Below are 16,317 nucleotides of genomic sequence, written 5' to 3' on the forward strand. Positions count from 1 at the left end.
ACATCCTTCATTTTCATTTAGTCATCCTTGTTGAAGGTAGTTTACTTATGCTTTCTCATAAGCAATACCACTCTATGTAATATATTTCAGCAAAATTCTACAAACCCCATTGTAACATCAAACGGTTTCCAATTTGGATACATTTTTGTTACAGTTATGTTACATACCAGAAAAAAGGAAAACGAGCTGACTATATTATCAACTCGCCCATTTCACCTTTTTATTTATGTTCAGCTAACCATTCAGATACTTTTTTCACATCTTCACCTTGAATAAGTCCTGGTGACATTGAACCACGGCCTTTTTTAATAATCTCTTCGATATCTGCAGCGTCGTACTTACCGCCTACTTTTCTTAAATCAGGTCCAGTTGCCCCTGATAAATCTGTTGCGTGACATCCCGCACAACTTCTTTGGAAAATTTGTTCTGCGCTGTCTGTGCTTGCAGACTGTTTCGAAGACTTACTCTCTTCTTTATTTCCGCATGCTCCTAAAGCAAAAACAACCGATGTCCCTAGCGCAATAGCCAACAATTTCTTTTTCACTTCTATCGCTCCCCATTGTTGATATTCTTTTTATTCCTAACACACTCATTTTCATTATAAGCATTATCTTTATATAGAAAAACTAAGGTGTATTTCATATTCCTCAAAAATACAGTGAGAACCTTGATAAAATAAAGCTTTCATAAGTTGTTTCAATTCTGTGAACAGCTTAAAAAACTTCTATAAAGTATCCTTTTTAAAAGGAAAATTAGAAAAATTCTATATAAATCTTTACCCTATTACCGCTCTATTTTACTATTCTCTACTTTTTACAAAACAATATACAGCATTGTAATCTACATATAATCCCATCAAAAAGAGAAGTTGTCGTTTCCAACTTCTCTTCCTCTTTACTTCATCTATAAAAATAGAATCAAATTCTTTATATCCTCTATTGTCCTCAGCATGCGCCAACAATTTCGTTGGCTTTTTTTCGCTTATTAGATGCGAGAACGTAAGTAAGCATCAATAAATGGATCAATCTCTCCATCCATAACAGCTTGTACGTTACCAACCTCCGTATTTGTACGATGGTCTTTTACAAGAGAATACGGGTGGAATACGTAAGAACGGATTTGGCTACCCCATCCGATTTCTTTTTGCTCTCCGCGAATTTCATCTAATTCTGCTTGTTGCTCTTCTAGTTTCTTTTGATATAATTTCGCTTTTAACATTTTCATCGCATGCTCACGGTTTTTAATTTGAGAACGCTCCGACTGACATGTTACAACCGTATTTGTCGGTGTATGTGTAATACGAACTGCTGAATCTGTCGTATTTACGTGCTGCCCACCAGCTCCACTTGCTCGGTACGTATCAATTTTTAAGTCTTCTGTACGTACTTCGATTTCAACTTCATCATTGAACTCTGGTACAACTTCACAAGATACGAACGATGTATGACGGCGCCCTGAAGAATCGAATGGTGAAATACGTACAAGACGATGTACACCTTTCTCTGCTTTTAAGTAACCGTAAGCGTTATGACCTTTAATTAATAAAGTTACACTCTTAATACCAGCTTCATCACCTGGTAAATAATCAACCGTTTCTACTTTGAATCCGCGTTTTTCAGCCCAGCGTGTGTACATACGTAATAACATAGAACCCCAGTCTTGTGACTCAGTTCCACCTGCACCTGGATGTAATTCTAAAATCGCATTATTTTTATCATAAGGATCACTTAATAGTAACTGAAGCTCATACTCATTCATTTCTTGAATTAAGCCTTTTACTTCTGATTCTAATTCCTCATGTAAATCTTCATCATACTCTTCTTTTAAAAGCTCATGCGTGATTTCTAAATTTTCGAACGTCTCATCTAACTGACGGAACTTTCCAACCATATCTTTTAACGCATTCGCTTCATTAATTACAGCTTGTGCGCCTTGTTGGTCATCCCAAAATCCTGCGCCCATCATTTTCTCTTCTAATTCTGCAATTTGTTTCTCCTTAGTAGGGAGGTCAAAGAGACCCCCTAAAAGCCGCTAATCGCTTAGCCATTTTCTCTAATTCCTGTCTAATTTCTACTAATTCCATTTCCTTCACCTCTATGTAATTGCTGTTACTTTCGTATGAAAACAAGGGAAACTCTCTCCACTTATTACGGAGAGAGTTTAATCCTTCTTAATTATACATTTTTGATATAAAAGTTTGCAAAACAGCCAAAGCTACCGTCCTATATTACTGAACGATACCACAGCAGTTTTTATATTTTTTACCGCTACCACATTTACATAAATCGTTGCGGCCCACTTGGTCACCTTTTACAACTGGCTTTTTCTTTGCTTCTTCGCCATCGCTAGAAGGATGAACAGCTTCACCTTGAACAACTTCTTGACGTTCTAAGTTTTGTTCAATTTCAGCTTTCATAATGTAACGAGAAATTTCCTCTTCAATAGAAGCAACCATTGACTCGAACATCGCGAACCCTTCCATTTGGTACTCACGAAGTGGATCGATTTGACCGTAAGCACGCAAATGAATACCTTCACGAAGGTGATCCATCGCATCAATATGCTCTGTCCATTTCGTATCTACAACGCGGAATACAACAACTTTCTCAAACTCACGCATTTGCTCTTCTGGCATAAGCTTTTCTTTGTCATTGTAACGCTCTATTAATTTCGCCATAATCGGTTCGCTCATTTCCTCAGGAGCAAGGCGACGTAATTCTTCTTCTTTTACATCTCCGTCTTGAAGAAGGTTTGTATTTAAGTAGTCAACAAGACCTTTAATGTTCCAATCTTCTTCAATTTCCTCTTGTGTATGAAGGGCAACAGCACGTTCTACTGTAGATTTCATCATACCTTCAATAATGCCACGTAAGTTTTCCGATTCCATAACCTCTTGACGTTGCTTATAAATAACTTCACGTTGCTGACGAAGTACATCATCGTATTGTAATAACTGCTTACGTGCATCATAGTTATTTCCTTCAACACGTTTTTGTGCAGATTCTACCGCACGAGAAACCATTTTACTTTCAATCGGCTGTGAATCATCCATACCAAGGCGGTCCATCATTGCTTTCATATTATCTGAACCAAATCGGCGCATTAATTCATCTTCCATTGATAAGTAGAACTGCGTCACACCAGGGTCCCCTTGACGACCGGCACGACCACGTAACTGATTATCAATACGACGGCTTTCATGTCGTTCTGTACCGATAACTGCTAGACCGAAGATTTTTACATCATCTCCAAGCTTAATATCTGTACCACGACCAGCCATATTCGTTGCAATCGTTACAGCACCTTTCATACCTGCTTCCGCAATAATATCAGCTTCACGTGCATGGTTTTTCGCATTTAAGATGTTATGACGTACACCTTTACGCGTTAACATTTTTGAAATAAGCTCTGAAGTTTCAATTGCAACTGTACCTACAAGAACAGGTTGCCCTTGTTTATGACGATTTACAATATCCTCAACAACAGCATTGAATTTACCTTCCATTGATTTAAAGATTAAATCGGCACGATCATCACGAATAATCGGTTTGTTTGTCGGAATTACAATAACGTTCATATTGTAAATGTTACGGAATTCCTCTTCCTCTGTTTTCGCTGTACCAGTCATACCAGATAATTTTTCATACATACGGAAGTAGTTCTGGAATGTAATTGTTGCAAGCGTCATGCTTTCATTTTGAATTTCTACACCTTCTTTTGCTTCAATCGCTTGGTGTAATCCTTCGCTATAACGACGACCTTTCATAAGACGACCAGTAAATTGGTCTACAATTACGATTTCACCTTCTTGTACAACATAATCTGTATCACGGTGCATAACAACGTGTGCACGAAGCCCCTGATTAATATGGTGAAGAAGTGCTACATGTTTTAAATCGAATAAGTTTTCAATATGGAAAGCTTTCTCTGCTTTCGTAATACCATCTTCTGTTAACATTACATTTTTCGTTTTCACATCAAAGGAATAATCTTTTTCATTTTCTAACGTACGAACAAATGCATTTGCAAACATGTATAGCTCTGTTGATTTTTGAGCTTGTCCTGAAATAATAAGCGGCGTACGTGCTTCATCGACTAAAATAGAATCGACTTCATCGATAATAGCAAAGTGAAGTGGACGTTGAACGCACTGCTCTTTATATAAAACCATGTTATCACGTAAGTAATCGAATCCAAGCTCATTATTTGTGCTATACGTAATATCAGCAGCATAAGCCTCTTGTTTCTCTTCGCGTGACATACTATTTAAGTTAATTCCTACTGTTAAGCCTAGGAACTCATGAAGTTGTCCCATTTCATTCGCATCACGTTGTGCTAAGTATTCATTGACTGTAACAACGTGAACACCTTTTCCTGTTAAAGCATTTAAATATACAGGTAATGTAGACGTTAACGTTTTACCTTCACCCGTTTTCATCTCAGAAATATTCCCTTCATGTAAGGCAATACCACCCATTAACTGTACGCCATATGGACGCATTCCAAGAACACGAGTTGCCGCTTCGCGAACAACCGCGAAAGCTTCAGGTAGTAGATCATCTACTGTTTCACCTTTTGTTAGACGTTCTTTAAATTCAAGCGTCTTTCCTTTTAATTGTTCATCAGTTAGTGGCTTAATAGATGACTCTAATGCATCAATTTGCTCAACTGTTTTCTGCATACGTTTAATTTGGCGTTGGTTTACATCAAACACCTTTTTTAAAATACCGATCATAGGAAATACGCTCCTCTTTTTATTAAAATAAAACTTCCGATTGTTTTCTTTTTCTCTATTACAATCAGTCGTTATAACAATCAAATGTATGTTATGCCAATTTTTCTCCTAATTAAAAAAACTAAAATGTATATACCTAATGATAATTGTAACACTTGTCTTATAACTATGACAACAATCGGCCGAATGTCTCGTTCTAAATTAAGAAAAGTTTTTTAAAAATCTATTTTCAGCAAAAAAAGCGCAGCCATTTCGGCTACGCTTTCGAATTATTATTTAGTTTCGATTAAACCGTATTTCCCATCTTTACGGCCATATACAACATTAGTTTCGTTTGTATCAGCATTTGTGAAGACGAAGAAATTATGTCCTAGCATATCCATTTGTAGGATTGCCTCTTCAACGTCCATCGGTTTTAAATCGAATCGTTTTGTACGTACAAGTTCTAATTCATCTTCTTCTACCTCATCCAAAACAGCTACTGCTTCTGGAAGGATAAAGTTCGTTTTTATAGAACCTTTCTCACGTAACTTACGATTTACTTTTGTTTTATGTTTACGAATTTGTCGCTCAATTTTATCAACTACTAAATCGATAGCAGCGTACATATCGCTATTAGTTTCTTCTGCACGAAGTAATAAATCAGTAAATGGGATTGTTACCTCGACACGTTGCTTGTCAGAGTATACTTTTAAATTAACTTTAATCTCTGGGAATGTATCAAAATAACGCTCTAACTTACTTAGTTTTTTCTCTACATATTCCTTTAATGCTGGAGTTACTTCAATATTTTCACCACGAATGTTGAATTTCATAGATGAATTCCTCCTTTCAAGCCTATATACTATAATTTCGACATTGGCTTAAAAACTCCTTCTAACTTTTTTAAAAAAATTAGTGGAATTGCGATTTTTTTATCGTTTTTTGTTGAAATGAAAAGATGCATCGTTTCTATCTTTATTTTATCCTATTAACATCGTGAATAACGAATATTTCTGTGGACAATTCGTTACAGAAAAGAAACAACTTTTTGACAACTTACCCTATAACAAAAACCCCTTGCGAAAAACAAGAGGTTCTACTACATATATATAACGTTGCCACAAACGCAGCTTTCTCTTCCAAAAACAATATCCCCTACAGTTTCACAACATTAGCTGCTTGTGGTCCACGTGCTCCATCTACAATGTCAAACTCTACTTGTTGCCCTTCTTCTAATGACTTAAACCCATCTTGTTGAATAGCAGAAAAATGGACAAATACATCGTCACCATCTTCACGCTCAATAAACCCAAATCCCTTTTCTGCATTGAACCATTTCACTCTTCCTTGCATGTTCATTCCATTCCCTTCACTCTAAAAATCAGGGCATTCGCCCCATATTTTGACTATAACGAATGACAACATATGAAGTCAAAGAAGACTTATCGCCTTTTTATTATCCCTTTCGACACTGCCATATTAACTTCTACAAAGTGTCAAACTAGATACTTCCCTTGCCCCTCTCTCATATAACAAACTTCCGATTTGCCTAACTGTAATTCCTGTCGTATACACGTCATCAACGAGTAAAATATGTTGTCCAGAAAACATCTCTTCTCCCTGAAAATAAAAAGGATTGCTTCCTGACACCCTTTCTTTACGTGTCTTCTTACTTTGCTTTTCTGTTTCCCTTCTTCTTAATGATGGATAAGAAATTTTGACAGGCAAACAAGTTGCTAATAACTCAGCTTGATTAAAACCACGTTCAACTTCCCTTTCCTTACTAAGCGGAACAGCTATAACGGTTGAAACGTTCGTAAAATACTTTTGAAATAGCTCTCGAAAGGATTGATGAAAAATACGAACTAACTCCGCATCTCCTCGAAACTTAAACTGTGCTACTATTTCTTTCATCTCATCATCGTACACATGCAAAGAACGATTTTTAAAAGGACGATACTTCTCCTCATTTATCCATCTTACGCAATCCATACAAATATCATTTTCTTTATATTCGGAAGGCAAATCCTCTAAAGGTCTCCCGCACTCCTTGCAAATCGCTCCTATAATATAGGAGAGTTTCTGCTCGCATCTATCACATATATATTTTCTATGACACTTTACAAAAAAAGTGTACCAACTAATCTTTTCTACAAAACACTCATCACAAAGTAAACAATGCATCAATCGATCAATCCTTGTTCTTTCGCATTTTTATTCATACCTTGAATATGTTTTTTCGCGCGCACCATCGCTTCTGTCTTACCATAGTGAAAATAAATAACCTCTCCATACGGCGCTTCAGAGCTCCGCCCTGCTCGACCCGCAATTTGTACGAGTGCACTTTCTGAGAATATTTCTTCTTCCGCCCCTAAAACTGCGACTTGCAAATTTTTCACCGTTACGCCTCGCTCTAAAATTGTCGTTGTAACTAATAATGGGATTTCTCCGTTTCTGAAAGCCGCTATTTTTTCTTTTCTCCCCGGATCTTCTGCATGTACACCTTCAATTCGATTGTTTAATGGTTTTAACAACAAGCTTATTTCTTCTATATATCGCACATGGGGGACGAATAAAAAAATAGGGAATTTTTTATTTAAGTATGTTTGTAACCACTGTAGTAAAACTCGAGGAATTCTTTTATGAATGAGGTTTTTTTTCCAATTCCCGCACCAACAAAATAAAGGAACTGGTAAAGGATGACGATGATATCGTCCAGAAACAATAACACCTTTTTGTTTACCTTGTTTAAGTTTTCGCTTCCACGTTTCATCTGGAGTCGCAGTTAAATAAATACGCGCCGCTTTTTCTTTCATCGCTTGTCGCACCGCATACTGTAACATTTGATCTGCGTGATACGGGAAGGCATCAATTTCATCTACAATCATGACATGAAACGCTCTATAATAACGTAACAATTGATGCGTCGTTGCAACCACTAGTACTGCATCTTTTTCTTTATCCACACTCCCTCCATATAAAGCCGCTACCTTTATATATGGAAATACTTCTTGCAATCTCGGTGCTAATTCTAGAACAACATCCGTTCTCGGCGTTGCGATACAAACTCTTTCCCCTTTTTGAAGCGCTTCGTTAATTCCGTAAAACAACATCTCTGTTTTCCCAGCCCCGCATACAGCCCAAATAAAAAAGGATTCTTTTTGCTTAATGGCCTCTATAACTCCTTGCGCCGCAAAATCTTGTCCAGCAGACAACGTCCCGTTCCACTGTAACAAGTTTAAATTCTTTTCTCTCTTTCTTTCACCAATCCCGCGAACAAGTACAGCACATTCACTTACCCTCCCCATCGTTATACACTTTCGGCAATATGTGCACACTTTACTACACGTTTTACATAAAAACGACGCAAATAGTCGCTGCTCTATATTTCCACAGCGCTGACATACATATTTAGAAGCCTTCTTTTTTACACCTTGTACACACACGACCTCTCCCTTCTTTTTCAAATCATTTAATTCCCTCTGTAAATCTGAAGAAAGTTCGTCTAATAGCAACTGTTTCCCCGCTAGCATCAACAATCACCTCCAGCACTACTATAAACCTTTCTCATCATCTCGTAAAAACTCAAAAAAGCCGATAACCTACTTATAGAATAGTAAGCTATCGACTTTATACACATGTTTTATTCTTTTATAAATCCTAGAATCGACCGTATCCTAAGAAATGTTTTTTGTTATACGAACTGTTAATATCACCGTACGCAATTCCTTTATCACTAGCATGGATCATTTGGCCATTACCAACGTAAATACCGATGTGAGATGGGCCTGCTTTGTAAGTACCTTGGAAGAATACTAAGTCTCCTGGTTGTGGGCTACTTACTTTAGAAACTGAGTTCCAGTAACCATTAACGTCTTGACGACCTACACCAAAGATGTAAGAAATGAATCCACTACAGTCAAAACCACCGTTTGATGGAGATGCACTACCCCAAACATATGGCATATCTAAGTATTGCTTAGCTTTACCAATTACGCCAGTATCCGGTGGAGTTGGTGCTGGGTTTTGCTCTGGTGTTTTCTTTTCTGCTTTAGGTGCCTCTTTTTTAGGTTCTTCTTTTTTAGGCTCTTCTTTTTGAGCTTGTCCACCATTGTTTGCTGGTGCAGCTTGCTCTGCAGGTGCTTGTGCTGGCTGAGCTTGCGCAGCTTTAGCAGCTTGCTCTGCTTGTTTTTGAGCAGCAGCTTCTTGTGCAGCTTTTGCTTGTGCTTCTTCTTCTGCAATGCGTTGTAATTGTAACGCTTGTTTCTCAAGCTCTTTCAATTGACCTTCCGTACTTGTCATTGAAGTTACAACTGTATCCATTTTACTGCTTAAATCGTTTACCGCTGTTGCTTTTTTCTCTTTTTCAGCGTCAAGTTCTTTCTTAGCAGTTTCAATTTGAGCTTGTGCTTCTTTTAATTCTTTTTGTTTCTCTTTTACCGTTGCAACATCTTTTTTCACACTAGCTTGATCTTCTTGTTGTGTTTTCATGATATCTTCATCAGACTCAAGAATTTTAGAAACAGAAGTTAAACGATCAACTAAATCTGCAACGTTTTTAGAGTTTACAAGAACTTCTGTTACAACGTTCGTATTTGGTTGTTCTTGAAGTGCAACTAAACGCTTTCTTAATAGCTCTTCACGTTTTGCAATCTTTGTTTGTAATTCTGCAATATCTTTATTTTTCTTTTCAATTAATTGCTCAGTATCAGAAACTTTTTTCGTTGTTTCATCAAGCTTTGCAGCATTCTCTTGAACAGATTTATCTAAACCTTGAATTGTTTTGTTTAAGTCATTCATTTGTTTTTGTAATTCATCACGTTCTTGTTGTTGTTTATGTAAAGTGTCATTTTGTGTATTAATTTGTGATTTCACGTCAGAAATTTTATCTTCTGCAAATACATTTGGTGTTAGCCCTGAAAACATTAACCCTGCAACTAATGCGCAAGATGTCATTTTTAGCTTTTTCATTTTATTTTTTACACCGCTTTCTTTTTTCTTTTTCCGTATATAACCTATAAAATTTATACCATAATTCGGGATTTTTTTTGCTAATGTTACGTTTTTGTAAAACAAATGTAATATTATATGTGACTATAGTGCAAAATTCGTATATTTTTGTATGTGTGTGTAGAAATTTATATACTTTTCTTACTTCTATAAACAAAGAAAAAACGTAAGGAATCCCTTACGTTTTATTAAATATACGAATAGAAATGAAATGCTACTTCATCCATTTCTCAGCCCAATTTTGGACCTCATCCATAACACTTTCTAACGCTTTTCCCTTGTCAGTTAAGCCATACTCGATTCGAACTGGTACTTCTGGATAGACATTACGAACTACAATGCCCTCGCTTTCCAATTCCTTCAAACGCTCTGACAACATACGATCGCTCATATTTGGGATAATATCTGCGATTTCTCTAAAACGTTTCGACTCTTCAAGCAAAGATTTAATAATTAAGCCAGTCCACTTCTTACTAAGCAGAGTAAAAGCTGACTCAAACTTTGGACATAAACAAGAATTATGCTCCATATGTTTCACCTCTCTTCCATTATAATATAGTTCCTTGTAAAAAGTAAGTTATAAAACTTTCCTCATTATTTTATTTTACGTACATTTTACCATTTCCAAATATTAACTTGTCAACTAAACGTAACATACCCGTAAAAAAACCCTCTTAAAAAGAGAGCTTTTTATATCTTTATTACTTCGTATACCATCCAAGACCTAATGCACCTTCACCTAAGTGCGTACCAATTACAGCTCCAAAATAACCTGTACGAATTGTGACGTGAGGATATTTTGCTTCTAATTCTTTCTTCCATTCATTCGCTTCTTCTTCACGTTGTGCATGAATGATAACTGCTTCCATAGGTACACCTTTACTTGCTTGCTCATCAAAAATTTCAATGATACGTTTTAATGCTTTTTTACGTGTACGAATCTTTTCAAACGGAATAATGATTTTATCTCTAAAATATAAAACTGGCTTCACTTGTAACAGACTGCCGATGAAAGCTTGTGCGCTATTCAATCGACCACCACGCTGTAAATGATGTAAATCATCAACTACAAAATAGGCGTCCATTGTTTTCTTCATTTCATCAAAACGAGCGATAATCTCTTTTGGATTCTTTCCTTCACTTGCTAACTTTGCACCTTCACGCACATAAAATCCTTGTACTTCACAACTAATTTCAGAGTCATACGTGTACACATCAATACCCTCTACCATCTGTCCAGCTGTCGTTGATGTTTGATATGTACCACTAATTCCACTTGATAGGTGAATACTAATAACTGCATCATAATCTTTAGCTAGTTCTTCATATAGCTCAACAAACTTTCCGATTGCTGGTTGAGAAGTTTTTGGAAGTTCCTCTTGTTCACGTACTTTCACATAAAAATCATCTGCTGAAATTTCAGCTTCTTCTTGATAAGATTCTGTTCCAAACACAACGTTTAATGGAATCATATATATATTGAGTTCATCACGAATTTGCTTCGGTATATATGCCGTACTATCAGTAACAATAGCTATTTTCATTTTCGTACCTGCCTTATAAAAAGTTTTATTTCCTAATTTTACACGAAAACTACAAATGGTGCATCCATACATGAAAATGCCGGTTGAAATTATACCTACCATCTCGACAAATTACAACAAAAAGATAAAATACTCACCAAAAACTTCAGCATATTTAGAAAAAATGTTTGAATATAAAAAGGCTCGCTTTTAAAATGGAAAGTACTAGTCATTTTGATAGATAGGGGCGTACACAAGTGCTATTACAATATTTTACAATCAAAGACTACGGCGAACACGAAATCGTCATTCAAAAATCAAGATTTATTTGTTATATTAGCCGAGCAACGACTGAGGAAGAGGCTCAAGCATTTATACAAAAAATAAAAAAACAACATTGGAATGCAACACATAATTGTTCCGCTTATTTAATTGGCGAACAAGATCATATTCAAAAAGCAAACGATGACGGGGAGCCTAGCGGTACAGCTGGCGTACCGATGCTAGAGGTACTTAAAAAACGTGGACTAAAAGATACCGTTGTTGTCGTAACACGCTATTTTGGTGGCATTAAACTTGGCGCAGGTGGATTAATTCGTGCATATGGAAAATGTACAAGCGAGGGCATTAATCATGTCGGTGTTGTCCAGCGAAAACTAATGCGTGTGATGCAAACCGAGATTGATTACACATTACTTGGCAAAGTGGAAAATGAATTACGCAATTCAAAATATGCCATTAAAGATATACATTATCTAGAAAATGTCACATTTGATACGTATGTAGAAGAAGACGGCAAACAAGCATTTACAGATTGGATGATTGAATTAACAAACGGGAAATGTACAATTACAGAAGGAGATATGTTGTACTTAGAACAAGATGTTATCTAAGCATAACCCATTTATCACCTTCAAAGATTAATGTAGTGAATTACTTCCCTACGAATGAACTAACGAACTAAGGAGATTATATATGGAAGAACGTTATTATCATCTCCAAAATAGCAGAATAAAAAAGAAGCGAAGAAGGAAACTTTTCTTCTTCCTTATTTTCGCATTTTTATTTGGCAGTATAGGAGTTTATGTGTTAAATTCTTACTCTTCTCTTATGGGGATGTATAGTGGTTTTACTCGTGAAAAATCGGATTTAAGAAATAAAGATGTAGAAATTACAAAGGAACCTTTTACAATTCTCATTATGGGTATAGAAGATTATGCGACAGACGGTCAAAATGGTCGTACAGACTCATTAATGTTTGCAACAGTCAATCCAAAAACACAAAAGATTTCACTTATGAGTATTCCTCGTGATTCTCGAGTTAAAATTGTTGGCAAAAATAAAGAAGACAAAATTAACGCTGCCCATGCTTACGGCGGAGAAGAAATGGCAATCAAAACTGTCGAAGGCTTTCTAAAAGTTCCTGTAGACCATTATCTTAAAATTGATTTCCAAGGCTTTAAAGGTATCGTTGATGCTGTTGGCGGCGTTACCGTTGACGTACCCTTCGATTTCTGGGAGCGATCTGACGTCGATTACTACAAAAAAATCCAATTTAAGCAAGGACAGCAAAACTTAAACGGTGAAGAAGCACTTGCTTATGTACGTATGCGAAAGCAAGATCCAAATGGCGATTATGGTCGAGCTGCTAGACAAAGACAATTACTAGCCGCTGTTGCTCATAAACTAAACTCCACTTCTACTGTATTTAAAATTAAAGATTTAACAGCTGTCGTTGGAAAATATATAAAAACCGACATTCCTATTTCAGACGGACTTGCTCTTTACAATAAACTTTCTGGATTTGATCCTTCTACAATGCAAACGTTAAAGCTTGAAGGTGAAGACAAAAAGATAGGCGGTATTTATTACTTCCTTCCAGATCCAATCAGTATAGAAACGGTGCGTAACGAAATTGAAAAAGAATTAGGAGAAAAAGCAAAAAATCCAACTACAAAAAACAACTCAAATCCTGATTCAAATTCAAGTTCTAATTCTAACGAACAAACAAAAAAAGAAACAAACCAAAATAAAACACCAACTGATCCGCCACCTTCTACAAATGCTCATGCGGAGTGGATTATGCGCAATCAGCCGTAGCAAAAAGGCCCAATCTATCCGATTGGGCCTTTTTTATTTACTTATTAAAGTGTTGTAAAATTGCTTCTACAATACGCTCTGATGCACGACCATCACCGTAAGGGTTAGATGCTTTCGCCATCTTATCATGAGCTTCTTTATCTGATAACAATTCATCAGCAAGACCAAAGATTGTCTCTTCGTCTGTTCCTGCTAATTTCAGCGTACCTGCTTCAATACCTTCAGGGCGCTCTGTTGTATCACGAAGAACAAGAACTGGTACACCAAGTGATGGAGCTTCTTCTTGTACACCACCAGAATCCGTTAACATTAAGTATGAACGAGCTGCAACATTGTGGAAATCAATTACATCTAGCGGCTCAATTAAATGAATACGGTTATGTTCACCTAAAATTTCATTTGCTATTTCACGAACGACAGGGTTCATATGAACAGGGTATACAACTTGTACATCTTCATGCTTATCAACAAGACGCTTAATTGCACGGAACATGTTACGCATCGGTTCACCTAAGTTTTCACGACGATGAGCTGTCATAAGTACAAGACGATCATTTCCAAGTTTCTCTAGTACAGGATGACTATATGTTTCTTTTACAGTCGTTTGCAGCGCATCAATCGCTGTATTTCCTGTGATGAAAATACGTGATTCATCTTTATTTTCCTTCTGTAAGTTCGTTGCTGATTTTGCTGTCGGTGAGAAATGAAGATCCGCCATTACACCTGTTAATTGACGATTCATCTCTTCTGGGTATGGAGAATACTTATCCCACGTACGAAGGCCCGCCTCAACATGACCTACTGGAATTTGATTATAAAAAGCAGCTAAGCTTGCAATAAATGTTGTTGTTGTATCACCATGTACAAGTACAATATCCGGCTTCGCTTCTTTCATTACTTTATCCAAACCTTCTAAGCCACGCGTTGTAACATCAATTAAAGTTTGGCGATCTTTCATGATATTTAAATCGAAATCTGGCGTAATTCCAAAGATACTTAATACTTGGTCTAACATTTGGCGATGTTGTGCTGTTACAGTCACAATCGATTCAATTTTTTCTGGGTGTTTTTGCAACTCTAATACAAGAGGTGCCATTTTAATTGCTTCTGGACGTGTCCCGAAAATTGTCATTACTTTTAAACGTTCAGTCATGTGATTGCCTCTTTTCTTTCACTAATTACAGCTTCTATTATGACATATAAAAATAGGCATGAGTATATCCCTTTTTAACGTATAACAGAAACTTTTCTATTACAAATACTTTTTCTTCCCACCGAGTAATAATCTATCTTTTGTTTCTTAACATCTTCATCAGTATAACAATTTCTCCCATCAAATAAAATAGGCTCCCTCATAAGTTGTACGTACTTTTCTAACGGATAAGTTTGAATATCTTCCCATTCTGTTACGATAAAAACCGCACTCGCATCTCTAATCGATTCATCTATACAATTGCTATATTGTATAGCATCTCCAAATATATTTTTCACATATTGAATTGCTTTTGGGTCGTAAAGAACAATATCTGCACCTATATTAATTAATACTTCTATTATAATAAGAGATGGTGCCTCTCTAATATCATCCGTATTTGGTTTAAAGGATGCGCCAAGAACTGCAATCCGCTTTTTATTCATGTTCATGACTTTTTTCGCTTTTTCAATCAATAGCAGTTGTTGCTTATTATTTACTTCAATAACCGCTTTTAACAAACGAAAATCATGAGCAACATTTCCCGCAATTTGCACCAGCGCTTTCGTATCTTTCGGAAAACACGATCCTCCGTATCCAATGCCCGCATTTAAAAAAGATGCACCAATTCTCTTATCCATTCCCATCCCTTTAGCAACATCCAGTACATTTGCGCCTACCTTCTCACATATATTTGAAATTTCATTCATGAAACTAATCTTTGTAGCTAAAAAGGCATTCGACGCGTATTTAATCATCTCTGCACTTTTAATATCTGTAACATACGTTTCTAAGCGTAATTCGCTATACAAACTCTCTACTCTTCTTGCTACTTCCTCACTATCTGCTCCAATTACAATACGATCTCCATGAAAGAAATCATAAATACCTGAACCTTCACGCAAAAACTCTGGATTCGATACGATATGTAATGTATATCTCCCCTTTAACTCCTCCTCAATCCATCCTTTCATTACATCATTTGTACCTACTGGAACTGTACTTTTCGTAACCACAATAATATCGTTCGTCGCATATACTCCAATATCATTACAAGCACTCTGAATATACGTTAAATCCGCCGTCCCATCTAATAAAGGTGGTGTTCCAACTGCAATAAATATAAACTCTACATCCTCAAACGCCTCTTCTTTATTTGATGTGAAAGTTAAAGCATTATTCTCATATGCATGATTTATTAATTCATGTAATCTAACCTCATAAATAGGTAAATCCCCTTGTTTTATCCGTTCAATTTTCTCATCATCTATATCAAAACATGTAACTGAATGCCCCAACTTTGCCAATCCTACTCCTGTAATCAATCCAACATATCCAGTACCTACTATCGTAATTTTCATTTCCTTTTCGCACAGGAATATACAATAGAAAAGATATGAAATATAGAATTCTCCCTGTGCTTCCCCCTCTCACATTAAAAATGAGAAAACTCTTTTCCTTTTTCATTATATGAATTACTTCCCTCATTCTTTTTAAAGTTTTTGTAAAATTAAATGCACTATAATATAAAGTGCAACTTAATCATTGGGAAGCCAGCTACCAGCTCACTCCAGATAAATTCCCACATTTTAACACGAGACTTACTCATTTCTACGTGTAACACTTATAATACTGAAATAAAAGTATTCACTATTGAAGAAAAAGAGGAAATGTCATATTCCAAAGTCCAGTACGATTAACCTTCTTATATGATTCAACATTCTATATACAATTGTCATATATTCTATCCGCTTCCATTAAGCGTAAAAAGAAAA

At 36.2% G+C, this 16,317-nt stretch carries 14 protein-coding genes; 2 read left to right on the forward strand and 12 right to left on the reverse strand.

Annotated elements, in window-relative coordinates:
• Positions 1-220: 220 nt before the first annotated feature.
• The 10 genes from cccB to F3I02_RS32740 form a co-directional block, all read right to left on the reverse strand.
• The gene (cccB, locus tag F3I02_RS32695) at positions 221-544 is read right to left on the reverse strand and encodes a cytochrome c551 (protein WP_196478815.1); all 324 of its coding nucleotides are present in this window, start codon (positions 542-544) and stop codon (positions 221-223) included.
• A 440-nt stretch (positions 545-984) separates the two neighbouring features.
• Positions 985-2,083 (reverse strand): peptide chain release factor 2 gene (gene prfB, locus F3I02_RS32700; protein ID WP_096001716.1). Its coding sequence is split into 2 segments (ribosomal slippage): positions 985-2,010 and positions 2,012-2,083, totalling 1,098 coding nucleotides; the frame shifts between segments, so codons are not numbered across the junction.
• 144 nt (positions 2,084-2,227) lie between these two features.
• The gene (gene secA / locus F3I02_RS32705) at positions 2,228-4,735 is read right to left on the reverse strand and encodes a preprotein translocase subunit SecA (RefSeq protein WP_000579370.1); all 2,508 of its coding nucleotides are present in this window, start codon (positions 4,733-4,735) and stop codon (positions 2,228-2,230) included.
• 272 nt (positions 4,736-5,007) lie between these two features.
• Complete coding sequence (hpf, locus tag F3I02_RS32710; protein WP_000671185.1) at positions 5,008-5,550, reverse strand: ribosome hibernation-promoting factor, HPF/YfiA family; 543 nt, start codon at positions 5,548-5,550, stop codon at positions 5,008-5,010.
• 322 nt (positions 5,551-5,872) lie between these two features.
• Positions 5,873-6,070 carry a cold shock protein CspC gene (cspC, locus tag F3I02_RS32715; RefSeq protein WP_003303412.1) on the reverse strand — a complete coding sequence of 66 codons (198 nt, stop codon included), beginning with the start codon at positions 6,068-6,070 and terminating at the stop codon, positions 5,873-5,875.
• 126 nt (positions 6,071-6,196) lie between these two features.
• Entirely contained in the window at positions 6,197-6,901 is a 705-nt protein-coding gene (locus F3I02_RS32720) for a ComFC family protein (protein ID WP_002164245.1), read from the reverse strand.
• Positions 6,901-8,250, reverse strand: a complete 1,350-nt coding sequence (comFA, locus tag F3I02_RS32725) for an ATP-dependent helicase ComFA (protein WP_196478816.1) — start codon at positions 8,248-8,250, stop codon at positions 6,901-6,903. The genes F3I02_RS32720 and comFA overlap by 1 nt, the downstream gene beginning before the upstream one ends.
• Before the next feature lie 127 nt (positions 8,251-8,377).
• Positions 8,378-9,793 carry a coiled-coil domain-containing protein gene (locus F3I02_RS32730; protein WP_196478817.1) on the reverse strand — a complete coding sequence of 472 codons (1,416 nt, stop codon included), beginning with the start codon at positions 9,791-9,793 and terminating at the stop codon, positions 8,378-8,380.
• Between the two features lie 148 nt (positions 9,794-9,941).
• The gene (locus F3I02_RS32735) at positions 9,942-10,256 is read right to left on the reverse strand and encodes a winged helix-turn-helix transcriptional regulator (RefSeq protein WP_000400857.1); all 315 of its coding nucleotides are present in this window, start codon (positions 10,254-10,256) and stop codon (positions 9,942-9,944) included.
• 172 nt (positions 10,257-10,428) lie between these two features.
• Entirely contained in the window at positions 10,429-11,271 is an 843-nt protein-coding gene (locus tag F3I02_RS32740; RefSeq protein WP_000684725.1) for a DegV family protein, read from the reverse strand.
• Between the two features lie 236 nt (positions 11,272-11,507).
• Between F3I02_RS32740 and F3I02_RS32745 the strand changes: the two genes are divergently transcribed.
• Positions 11,508-12,143, forward strand: a complete 636-nt coding sequence (locus F3I02_RS32745; RefSeq protein WP_000926664.1) for a YigZ family protein — start codon at positions 11,508-11,510, stop codon at positions 12,141-12,143.
• Positions 12,144-12,225: 82 nt separating this feature from the next.
• Positions 12,226-13,350, forward strand: a complete 1,125-nt coding sequence (locus F3I02_RS32750; RefSeq protein ID WP_061884756.1) for an LCP family protein — start codon at positions 12,226-12,228, stop codon at positions 13,348-13,350.
• 37 nt (positions 13,351-13,387) lie between these two features.
• Here the strand turns inward: F3I02_RS32750 and wecB are convergent, their stop codons facing one another.
• Complete coding sequence (gene wecB / locus F3I02_RS32755) at positions 13,388-14,503, reverse strand: non-hydrolyzing UDP-N-acetylglucosamine 2-epimerase (RefSeq protein WP_000140145.1); 1,116 nt, start codon at positions 14,501-14,503, stop codon at positions 13,388-13,390.
• A gap of 74 nt (positions 14,504-14,577) precedes the next feature.
• Complete coding sequence (locus F3I02_RS32760; protein WP_196478818.1) at positions 14,578-15,903, reverse strand: UDP-glucose dehydrogenase family protein; 1,326 nt, start codon at positions 15,901-15,903, stop codon at positions 14,578-14,580.
• Positions 15,904-16,317: the final 414 nt, after the last annotated feature.

The sequence above is a fragment of the Bacillus sp. SRB3LM genome (assembly GCF_015712745.1).
Classification (GTDB): Bacteria; Bacillota; Bacilli; order Bacillales; family Bacillaceae_G; genus Bacillus_A; species Bacillus_A thuringiensis_K.

Coding starts and splice junctions, on each gene's coding strand:
- secA (WP_000579370.1), bottom strand. CDS start 4,735: ATGATCGGTATTTTAAAAAAGGTGTTTGATGTAAACCAACGCCAAATT.
- F3I02_RS32720 (WP_002164245.1), bottom strand. CDS start 6,901: ATGCATTGTTTACTTTGTGATGAGTGTTTTGTAGAAAAGATTAGTTGG.
- F3I02_RS32740 (WP_000684725.1), bottom strand. CDS start 11,271: ATGAAAATAGCTATTGTTACTGATAGTACGGCATATATACCGAAGCAA.
- comFA (WP_196478816.1), bottom strand. CDS start 8,250: ATGCTAGCGGGGAAACAGTTGCTATTAGACGAACTTTCTTCAGATTTA.
- cspC (WP_003303412.1), bottom strand. CDS start 6,070: ATGCAAGGAAGAGTGAAATGGTTCAATGCAGAAAAGGGATTTGGGTTT.
- F3I02_RS32735 (WP_000400857.1), bottom strand. CDS start 10,256: ATGGAGCATAATTCTTGTTTATGTCCAAAGTTTGAGTCAGCTTTTACT.
- hpf (WP_000671185.1), bottom strand. CDS start 5,550: ATGAAATTCAACATTCGTGGTGAAAATATTGAAGTAACTCCAGCATTA.
- F3I02_RS32750 (WP_061884756.1), top strand. CDS start 12,226: ATGGAAGAACGTTATTATCATCTCCAAAATAGCAGAATAAAAAAGAAG.
- F3I02_RS32760 (WP_196478818.1), bottom strand. CDS start 15,903: ATGAAAATTACGATAGTAGGTACTGGATATGTTGGATTGATTACAGGA.
- wecB (WP_000140145.1), bottom strand. CDS start 14,503: ATGACTGAACGTTTAAAAGTAATGACAATTTTCGGGACACGTCCAGAA.